This window comes from Mucilaginibacter sp. (assembly GCF_036383575.1).
GTDB lineage: Bacteria > Bacteroidota > Bacteroidia > Sphingobacteriales > Sphingobacteriaceae > Mucilaginibacter.
In genome coordinates, this window is sequence record NZ_DASVOB010000708.1 from 1 (window position 1) to 9,790 (window position 9,790).

The following is a 9,790-nucleotide window of genomic DNA, read 5'->3' on the forward strand; positions in this document are numbered from 1 at the left end:
CGAGCAAGATCAGGCCCTACAGCACTTAATTGCAGATAAAGACCGTCTGATTGACGAAAAAGACTGGTTGCTGAAAGAGGTGCATCACAGGGTGAAAAATAACCTGCAAATAGTGATGAGCCTGCTTAATACTCAATCGGCATTTTTGAAAAATAATGCGGCGCTCGCGGCTATTCGTGAAAGTCAGAACCGGGTACAGGCTATTGCGCTCATTCATCAAAAATTATATAGCAGCTCAAACGTAGCTTATATTGATATTGCGGTCTACATCAGTGAACTGGTCAGCTATCTTGCTGATTGTTATAGCGCCCATGAGCGTGGAATCAGGTTTGAACAACAAATTGAGGCAGTTAAAATGGATGTTGCCCAGGCCGTACCTGTTGGCCTTATGCTTAATGAAGCTATAACCAACGCAATTAAGTATGCTTTCCCGAACAGGCGTGGGTATATAAACATTTCGCTTGGGGTGCTTGATGATAATAATATGATGTTGAATATAGCAGATGACGGCATTGGCCTGCCGGAGGACTTTGATATAAAAGAGGCATCATCATTAGGTATGGAAATGATGAAGGCCTTAAGCAAGCAGCTTGGAGGGAGTTTTAAAATGGAAAATAACAATGGTGTAGTAATCACACTTATTTTCCGGGCCGAAAAGCATTTCGGAAATATCGGAAATGAAAACTATCCTGTGCAATACTAAAGGTGTAATTGAATTAGGCTATACGTAATTTGTACTACTGAAACCATAATTAGTACATTGATTTCGGGTATCTCCAAACCGAACTTTACATTGTTAAACAACAGTTAATAATTAAACATTTTTAACTGTGCTGATAACATGTAACGTTCAGCCTATGAAAAAGTTCAAATGTTTTGCAGTAGCTTTTCTTACAAGCATCCTGATGTTTATAACAACAGGCTTATTCATCAAACTTAGTACAAGCCTGATGGTGCCGCTGGTGCCAACCCGAATTTTCATAATAGTACTGTATGTTATTTGTTATATAAAATTTGCTCTGCTGGTTATTATGCTTACGCCGGGCAGGCCTGTGCTTAAGCAAATGAGCTTAGGCTTTATATCTGCAGACATGGCTTTACTGCTCATAGGCAGCAGCACCGACTTCGCAATGAGCATACCTGTATCGCTCGTTGCCGTACAGGCTTTATTGCTTCTCCTTTATATGGCTTTGCAAGGCCGCTTATGGCTTTACAAAGCCAATGCAGTTAATAATACTATTGAAAATGAACTGATAGCATCACCTATTTAATGAATGTTGATATGCACCACGATGATGAACAATTGATAAACCTCATTATTGATCTGCAGGAGCGGGGCTTTAACCATGATTTTGTTATTGAGAACGAACATATCAGGTGTTTGCAATATAATGAGCTTATCTCGCCCGATGATTTTGAGATCGTGGAAACATATCACTGTACATCATCAGGTAAACATCATGAGTGCAGTTTGGTGTATGGTATCCGGTTAATGAACCATGACATGAAGGGAATATTGATGAGCGATTACAGATCGTACATTAAAGGGATGTCATTAAGGTTGTGGTCAAAGTTCAATAGCGTAATAAGGTTAAATCTATCAGTGATCAAATAAAATCCAAGAAAAACATATCCAAATGAACAGGGAAATCAAAAATATGGAAAGCAGGGCAGGTGTGATACCTGAACATACCATAGGAGCAGCGTATATAGGCAACTGGAAAATTCAGCTCAAATCAAATAAAGTATCTTTTTGCCCGCGGATGCGCAAGATCCTTGAACTATCAAAAGGGTATGATGAAAAAATTGAAGAACTTTTTGGACTGGTTAAGCCTGATCAGGTGAGCGGGCTGATCCATGAGTTTAAGGTTGCCTGTTTTAATGGGACTAAATTTGAAAAACAGGTAAAAATTGTTACTCCATCCGGCACCGAAAAATGGATCCAGCTTACCGGGGTGTTATACTCACGCAGATGGGGCACTGCCGAACAAATGATTGGTACCATTGAAGATGTTACACAAAAAGTTAATGAAGAATGCCTGAGTATGGCCATTGTAAACCATGAACTACGTGCACCTTTAACCATTATTAAGCTTAATACCCAGTTTCTGATCAATCACCTTGCACACAGCATCAATAAACAGCCGGTAAGGTTGTTGAACATGGTTGACCAGCATATTAACGGCATGACCAAGCTGATTGATGAGTATTTATCGCCATCAACCAGCGATGACAGATCGGCACAATTCAATTTTAGTTTATTTGATGTTAATGGCCTGGTTGATACTGTGCTCGGTGAAATGAGGATCCTTTACCCGGGTCACCGCTTTAGCAAATATCCCACTGCCGATAGTATTTTGGTTAGAGGGGATAAATATAAGATCACGCAGGTACTAATCAATTATTTAACCAACGCAGCCAAATTTTCGCCGCCATGCTCGCACATCAACATTAATATCGACCGCAATGAAAATGATGTTGAAGTATCGGTACATGACGAGGGCGTAGGTATTAACGAAGAAAATAGCCAGGCGCTGTTCCAAAAGTTTTACCAGTGCAATCAAAAATCGGTGAGGCAAAAAAACAGTAAGGGCCTGGGTTTATACATTGTGAAAAATATTATTCAAAAACATGGCGGTACGGTAAAGGCCGAAAACGGGAAAAACGGCGGAGCTGTATTTTCTTTTAGCCTGCCGCTTAGTCAACAAAATAAATTTAATAACACCGGGCAGGAGGCGGTAAAATTGATGGCTTAAAAAGTCATATTCAGGTAATGAAATAATAAAAGATAAAAACATCTTTTATTATTGATCGAAATAACTACTTTTGCTTTATAAAGCAATGGGAATATTTTCAAAAACATGTGAGTATGCGGTAAGGGCGGTATTTTTTATAGCCCAACACACCGCGGATGGCAGTAGGGTAGGCATAAAGGAAATAGCCGTAAACATTGATTCGCCCGAGCATTTTCTGGCCAAGATCCTTCAGGATCTGAGCAAGAGGGGCATCATTCAATCGGTAAAAGGGCCTAACGGCGGTTTTTACCTGGATGCACAAAGCCTGTCCCGCCCACTGTCGGATGTAATAGAAGCCGTTGATGGCGGAGGCATATTCAGGGATTGCGGTTTAGGGTTAAAGGAATGCTCATCAAAAAATCCCTGCCCGCTTCACCATGATTTTTTAGATGTAAGGAACCGTTTGCAAAACATGCTTGAATCTATCACCATAGGCCAGTTCAACGAAGATCTGAACCTGGGAATTGTAGTACTTAAAAAATAGCCCGACCCGCCAAAAAGGTTAAAGGCGCGGTCAAATCATCCCGATTTTTAATGAATTAAATTATAGAGCGTACCGAAACTAACAAATAAAAAGATAAAAAGGTATTAATATATTTTATATGAAACTCAAAATCTACTTAATCCTCAGCCTTATAGGCATGTTGCTGCTTACCCCCGGCACAGCAGCCTATGCAGCCGATGTGTTGAAGCCCGACCCCGCTTTTAATACCGGCATATGCATCATTATTGCAATTACCATTTTCTTTTTACTGTTGCTGCTGCTTTGGCTTATTCGCCTGGCACGCGGCCTTAAAGAAGATGAAGCAGCACGCGAGAGAAATGGGGATAAATGGATCTTCAGGCAAATAAACAGCCTGGACAGCCGGCAGCTTGATCAGCTGATCAGCCGCAGAAACCACCGTAAAAAGACGATCAACAAAGCCAAGGGGGGCAATAACGGTTTTACTGCTGTTATGGTGCTATTGCTGGTGCTTTCATCATTAGTTACCCATGCGCAAACACCGGCCGAAAGTAAAAATGTGTTGACCAGCCCCGGTATGATCATCATGCTTACGCTGATCTTTATTCCGTTGGTGGTGACGGTTTTTTTAATAGGGCTAAAGATCCGTAATGTGGCCGTTAAAAGCCGCTACAGCCGCGTAAAAAAAGAAACCCGGGAACTGGCAGAAGCGGTTGATACCGATGATGCGATATATGAAGAAATCATCAGGCGTAAACAAGCGCTCGATTACCATTTAACCAACAATGAGCTGGCAGGCACCATTGAGGCTGAAGACTCAAAAGGCATCCTGCTCAATGTTGATGAGGTTCATGGCCCCCGGTTTTTTGCTTCCAAGCGCAAAGCGGCGCATAAGCACCAGGCTGATCCTAAACTGGTAAAACTGATCATGTGGTACCTGGGCAGCGCTGCGTTTTGGTTGGTGCTGGGTACTTCGGTAGGCGAGTATATCGGTATCAAATTTGTATCTCCCTATGCCGACCATATCAGCTGGCTGAGTTTTGGCCGCTTAAGACCGGTGCATACCAATATGGTTTTCTGGGGCTGGTCGTCAATGGCCATGTTAGGCCTCGGCTATTATGTGGTATCCACAGTTAGCAATACCGTAGTTTATAGTATTAAACGGGGATATTACTCGCTGGTACTCATGAATGCCGCCATTATCATAGGCAGCGGCATGCTGATGGCCGGTATCAATAACGGAGGCGGTGAGTACCGTGAATATATCTGGCCGGTTATGGCGCTTTTTGCAGGAGGTATTGTAGTAAGCCTGTTTAATTATATCCAAACCATAGCGCAGCGTAAAACCAAAGAGATCTATATCTCCAACTGGTATATTGTTTCAGCCATGATGTTTTTAACGGTGATCGTAACGGTTGGCTATCTGCCCTTTTATCAGGATGGCCTTGGCGAAACTATTGTACAGGGTTATTACATGCACCAGGCCGTAGGTATGTGGTTTATGTTCTTTAACCTGGGGTTGGTATATTACTTTTTGCCGCAGCAGCTAAACACACCTATATATTCTTACAGTTTAGGGATCCTGGCGTTCTGGTCGCAGATATTGTTTTATACGCTGATAGGTACGCATCACTTCATTTTCAGTTCGATACCATGGTGGCTGCAAACGGTAGCTATAGTAGGCAGTATGGGGATGCTGATCCCGGTATTTTCGGGAACCACCAATTTTTTGATGACCTTCAGGGGCAATTTTAATAAGATAGGCCGGAGCTATACACTGCCGTTCTACATTGTTGGCATCCTGTTCTACTTCACCGGTTCCACGCAGGGCACGGCCGAAGCGTTTAGGGAAACCAACCTTATCTGGCACTTTACTGATTTTACGGTGGCGCACTCACACCTCACCATGTACGGCATCATAGCCTTTATGCTCTGGGCTTGCATCTATACCATAGTGCCGAGGCTTACCGGTAACGAGCCTAAACAGGGACTTGTTGGTGCTCATTTCTGGATGGCGCTGATAGGGGTATTGTTTTACACCATCCCGCTTATGATAGGTGGTACGCTAAAAGGTATAGCCTGGCGCGATGGAAAACCATTTATTGATGGGGTAGTGCTGATGGCCCCTTACTGGCTGTGGCGTGCCATTGGCGGCTCGCTGATGTGGGCATCGCACCTGGTTTTTGCCTGGAACATGTATGTGATGTTCTCGGGCCATAAAAGCGATCCCGATATCAGGAAGGAAGTTTTTGAGAAGTTAGATACTATACCCGTTAACGCCGAAATCTGATCACTATGGAAATCTATAACAATCATAAAAAGCTTTTTACTGCCGCGTTATGCTTTTTCCTGCTGCTCACCTTTTTTGTGGCGATAGGGCCGGCATTCACCAGTCAGAATAATAATGCCCCGCTGCCGGGCAGTAAGCCATTAACACGCCTTGAAACCGAAGGCAAGGCAGTGTTTATTGCCGAAGGATGTGTGGCCTGTCATACCCAGCAGGTACGTAATGTAGAAATGGACAAAGTTTGGGGCGCACGCCCCAACATAGCCGCCGATTACGCCAATATTACCCGTACGGATGTTTGGCGCAATACGGCCACCCTCATGGGCTCCGAGCGTACAGGACCCGATTTGACTAATGTGGGCACACGCCAGCCAAGTAACGACTGGCATTACCTGCATTTGTTTAACCCGCGTTCGGTAGTGGCGGAGTCAGTTATGCCATCATATGAATGGCTGTTTGACATCAAGGATTACGCCTGGCCCAATGATGTGGTAGTGAACGTACCCGATGATTTTAAGAGGGGGATAACCGGCAAAATTGTGGCATCGCATAAAGCAGTGGCGCTGGTAGCTTATCTGCGCTCGTTAAAAGAAATTACCCTGCCCGATGGTAAACCGGTGCCTATATTCCTGTACGGAAAAAGCGATGCTGACAAGGCCGCTGCTACAACTCCGGGTAAAGGCGGAGCCGCCAAACCACAATTTGATGGTGCTGCACTTTACGCCACCAATTGCCAGTCCTGTCACCAGGGAAATGGCGAAGGCTTGGTTGGCGCATTTCCTGCGCTAAAAGGCAGCAAGGTAGTGCTTGACGATAACCCGGAGGTGCAGGTAACCATTATTATGAAGGGCTATAATGGCCGTGCAAGTGAGGGGTACGGCGTAATGCCTGCTGTAGGTACCAACAATAACCTGAAACCCGAAGAGGTTGCGGCTATCGTAAATCATGAACGTGGCAGCTGGGGTAATAACTCCAAAAAGGTGACAGCCGATGATGTGAAAAAGATCATAGCCACATTTGATAAACCCGAAACCGTAATAGCTAAAAAGTAAAATCAAGATCTCCACAAAATGAAAAAATATATCATACTGCTGTTAATGCTCATCCTTAAGCTGGATGTAATGGCTTGTGAGGCCTGTAAAAAGCAACAACCCGCCGGTTTCGGCGGTATAACCCATGGTGCGGGCCCCGATAGTAACTGGGATTACCTTATTGTATTGGTAATGGTAGCGATTACGCTGTACGTGCTGGTAGCAACCATCAAATGCTTTATAAAGCCCGGTGAAAAGAATCAGGAACATATTAAACGGATGATTTTAAACGACTTGAAGCCATGAGAGATCAAAGTTTTGTAACCTTATTTATTGACGAGGACCTGAAGCCGATAGGGGAATTTCCGGCACCGGTAACCTTTGACCTGGACACCCGCAAGCTGACCGATGGCAACCATGTGCTAAAGGTTGTAAGTAAAGACCACCAGGGCAAGGAGGGTATCAAGCTAATTCCCTTTGTGGTACGAAATGGCCCGGCGATAGCTATTGAAGGTTTAAAGAAAGATGAAATCGTGGAAGGCGTGTTACCCCTCATGATCAATGCCTACGGCAAAGGCGATCAGAAAACCTTTATGCTGGCGGGCAGCGAAACCCCGCAAAGTATCCCCTGGTGGCTGGTGGTAGGGATCATCCTGTTTGTAGCATGGACGGGGTATTTCATTATCACATCGCTGGCGGTGAAGCTGTAGGGGAGAGATTAGTGATTGAGTAATAAAGTTAAAGAGCCTTTGTCATGCTGAGGTACGAAGCATCTTCTTCGCTCTGTATAGCGGCTTTGCATATTGAAGAAGATCCTTCGCTATCGCTCAGGATGACAAACTTATTTAGGCTCAACCAGGCCTCTGTGCTTAATGAAAATAATATTTGTGACAGTTAAAAGCGCAATGATCTGTACCACAAGTAACTGAACAAACAAAAAATGAACGATATACAAGACATAACATCAATTAAAATACTGGTTGATGAATTTTATACCAGGGTGCGGCTTGACGGTTTATTGGGACCCGTTTTTGCTGACGTTATAAAAGACGACTGGCAGCCGCACCTTGATAAAATGTACGCTTTCTGGAATGCTGCTCTGTTCGGTGTGCCGGGGTTTAAGGGTAATCCATTTGCTAAACATGCGCCGCTGCCTATTAGTGACGACCATTTTAACCGCTGGTTGGAACTGTTTATTCAAACAGTTGACGATCACTTTGTCGGTCCGATGGCTGATGATGCCAAGAACAGGGCAAACCTGATGGCCGTAATGTTTATGAGTAAGCTGGCCAACATGAAAGGTGGGTCGGGCAGGGTAATCATGTAGTGGACGCCGCTAAATAGATGTTTTTTCGACCAATGGGATGTGCGATTCCCTCCCCTGGGAGGGTGTAGGGAGGGGTTTCATTAGGAAGCTAATCAACAGGCAAAGCGCATAAACCCCTCCCTGCCACTGCACTTAACAACCGCACCCCTCCCGAGGGAGGGAATGAAAGCCACATATCAAATACTTAAAATCAAATGCAATGAAACTACTTCAAACAAACGAGCACTTCCAGGTGGTTAAAATTGAACTTACGGCCGGTGCAAATATGAAAAGGCATATAGCGACATCAGATGCTTACCTGATTGTGGAAGACGGAAATGCCCTGCTCATATACGCAGGCGAAACTTATGAATTGAGCAAAGGCGAAACATTCCTGATCCCGGCCAATGAACAGCATATGCTTAAAGTCATCAATGATTTTAAAGCCTGGATTGTGCTGGCCAACGGTGCGCAGATCAAATACCTGGAGACTGATAATATTTACATTAATTAATATGATAATAGAACAAGTGCGGGAGCAAATGGCATTGGCCACAGGCCCGGTAGTTAAAGTATTAAAGCAAGGCCATGGCTATAAAATGATAGCTATCGGCCTGAAAAAAGGAGCGGTTTTAAAAGAGCATAAAACCGCCGTACCTGCCACACTGATAGTAACCGAAGGGAACGTGTTGTATAAGGAACATGAACGCTCAGTTGATTTAAAGCGCGACGCTGATTTTGAAATACCAATAAACGTGCTGCACAGCCTGCAGGCCCTTGAGGATAGCATTTGCCTTTTGATACAGGGCTAAACAGGCGCAGCAATAATTATAAATATATACTGTTAATACGATGATTACTAAAGAACAAAAAGAGCTGGTTAAGGCCACAGTGCCTGTATTGAAGGAGCATGGAGTATTGTTGACAACTCATTTTTACAACCGGATGTTTACCCACAACCCCGAGCTTAAAAATGTGTTTAACATGGGCAACCAACAAAACAGCAAACAACAAACAGCACTGGCTATGGCCGTACTGGCTTACGCCGAACATATTGAAAACCCCGGAGTATTAATGCCTGTACTTGACGGCATTGGTCAAAAACATACCAGTCTTGATATCAGGCCTGAACACTATGCCATTGTTGGCGGACACCTTATTGCTTCAATAAGTGAGGTATTGGGTGATGCAGCAACACCTGAGTTACTGGAAGCCTGGACGGTTGCTTACAACCAGTTGGCAGCTATCATGGCCGGGCATGAGCAAAATTTATACAGCAAACAGGTAGCAAAAAAGGGCGGATGGACGGGCTGGAGGCCATTTGTGGTAAAGCGAAAAGTAAAAGAATCGGCAGAGATCACTTCGTTTTACCTTTATCCTACACATGGCGGTGCGGTGCCTGATTTCACACCCGGTCAGTTTTTGAGTGTGCGTTTGTTTTTGCCTGAGCTTAATTTGTTGCAGCCTCGTCAATATAGTATTTCAAGTGCGCCAAACGGCGAATATTATCGTATTTCAGTGAAACGCGAGGCCGGAACCGAGCTACTTGCCGATGGTATGATCAGCAACCGCCTGCATAATTTTGTTAATGAAGGTGATATCATCGAGGTATCGGCACCGGCAGGTGGGTTTACGCTAAGCAGCGACGGTGATCATCCGATAGTTTTTATAAGTGGCGGCGTTGGTCAAACCCCGTTAATGAGCATGATGGAAAGCCTGATCAAAAGTGGCAGCAAGCGACCAAAAACCTGGATCCACGGTTGCCGTGATAAAAATGTGCATGCCTTTAAAGAAGTTATCGAACATTGGGAAGGTAAAAACGAAGAGGTTAAAAAGCACATTTTCTACAGCGAAGTGGAAGAGGGAGTAGCCGATGACCTATATACCGGCTGGGTTGACCTTAACCAA

General features: G+C 44.2%; 14 protein-coding genes and 1 pseudogene. All 15 read left to right on the forward strand.

From position 1 onward, the window contains the following. On the forward strand, positions 1–703 hold a 703-nt coding region (locus VF500_RS25240; protein ID WP_330862326.1), incomplete at its 5' end, for a sensor histidine kinase. Between the two features lie 154 nt (positions 704–857). Further along, the gene (locus VF500_RS25245) at positions 858–1,271 is read left to right on the forward strand and encodes a hypothetical protein (RefSeq protein WP_330862327.1); all 414 of its coding nucleotides are present in this window, start codon (positions 858–860) and stop codon (positions 1,269–1,271) included. Beyond that, a complete protein-coding gene (locus tag VF500_RS25250) occupies positions 1,271–1,615 on the forward strand; it encodes a hypothetical protein (RefSeq protein ID WP_330862328.1) in 345 nt (114 codons plus the stop codon). Before VF500_RS25245 ends, VF500_RS25250 begins: the two co-directional genes overlap by 1 nt. 22 nt (positions 1,616–1,637) lie before the next feature. Next, positions 1,638–2,756, forward strand: a complete 1,119-nt coding sequence (locus VF500_RS25255) for a PAS domain-containing sensor histidine kinase (RefSeq protein WP_330862329.1) — start codon at positions 1,638–1,640, stop codon at positions 2,754–2,756. An 85-nt stretch (positions 2,757–2,841) separates the two neighbouring features. Further along, positions 2,842–3,279, forward strand: coding sequence for an RrF2 family transcriptional regulator (locus VF500_RS25260; protein ID WP_199719451.1), 438 nt, complete (start codon positions 2,842–2,844; stop codon positions 3,277–3,279). A gap of 118 nt (positions 3,280–3,397) precedes the next feature. Next, a complete protein-coding gene (locus tag VF500_RS25265; protein ID WP_330862330.1) occupies positions 3,398–5,548 on the forward strand; it encodes a cbb3-type cytochrome c oxidase subunit I in 2,151 nt (716 codons plus the stop codon). Between the two features lie 5 nt (positions 5,549–5,553). Then, positions 5,554–5,995 (forward strand): annotated as a pseudogene (locus tag VF500_RS31820) (cbb3-type cytochrome c oxidase subunit II); the annotation flags it as partial. Further along, entirely contained in the window at positions 5,980–6,597 is a 618-nt protein-coding gene (locus VF500_RS31825; RefSeq protein WP_414688594.1) for a c-type cytochrome, read from the forward strand. The pseudogene VF500_RS31820 and the gene VF500_RS31825, both read left to right, overlap by 16 nt. A gap of 18 nt (positions 6,598–6,615) precedes the next feature. Next, positions 6,616–6,882 carry a hypothetical protein gene (locus VF500_RS25275; RefSeq protein ID WP_330862332.1) on the forward strand — a complete coding sequence of 89 codons (267 nt, stop codon included), beginning with the start codon at positions 6,616–6,618 and terminating at the stop codon, positions 6,880–6,882. After that, complete coding sequence (locus VF500_RS25280; RefSeq protein WP_121230170.1) at positions 6,879–7,286, forward strand: cytochrome C; 408 nt, start codon at positions 6,879–6,881, stop codon at positions 7,284–7,286. The genes VF500_RS25275 and VF500_RS25280 overlap by 4 nt, the downstream gene beginning before the upstream one ends. A gap of 44 nt (positions 7,287–7,330) precedes the next feature. Continuing rightward, positions 7,331–7,474 (forward strand): hypothetical protein, encoded by a 144-nt coding sequence (locus tag VF500_RS25285; RefSeq protein ID WP_330862333.1) that lies wholly within the window; start codon positions 7,331–7,333, stop codon positions 7,472–7,474. Positions 7,475–7,516: 42 nt separating this feature from the next. Continuing rightward, entirely contained in the window at positions 7,517–7,903 is a 387-nt protein-coding gene (locus tag VF500_RS25290) for a group III truncated hemoglobin (RefSeq protein WP_330862334.1), read from the forward strand. 199 nt (positions 7,904–8,102) lie between these two features. Then, on the forward strand, positions 8,103–8,396 hold the full coding sequence (locus VF500_RS25295) for a cupin domain-containing protein (RefSeq protein ID WP_330862335.1): 294 nt from the start codon (positions 8,103–8,105) through the stop codon (positions 8,394–8,396). 1 nt (position 8,397) lies between these two features. Beyond that, positions 8,398–8,694, forward strand: a complete 297-nt coding sequence (locus VF500_RS25300) for a hypothetical protein (protein ID WP_330862336.1) — start codon at positions 8,398–8,400, stop codon at positions 8,692–8,694. Between the two features lie 40 nt (positions 8,695–8,734). Next, a partial coding sequence (hmpA, locus tag VF500_RS25305) for an NO-inducible flavohemoprotein (RefSeq protein WP_330862337.1) occupies positions 8,735–9,790 on the forward strand: 1,056 nt, incomplete at its 3' end.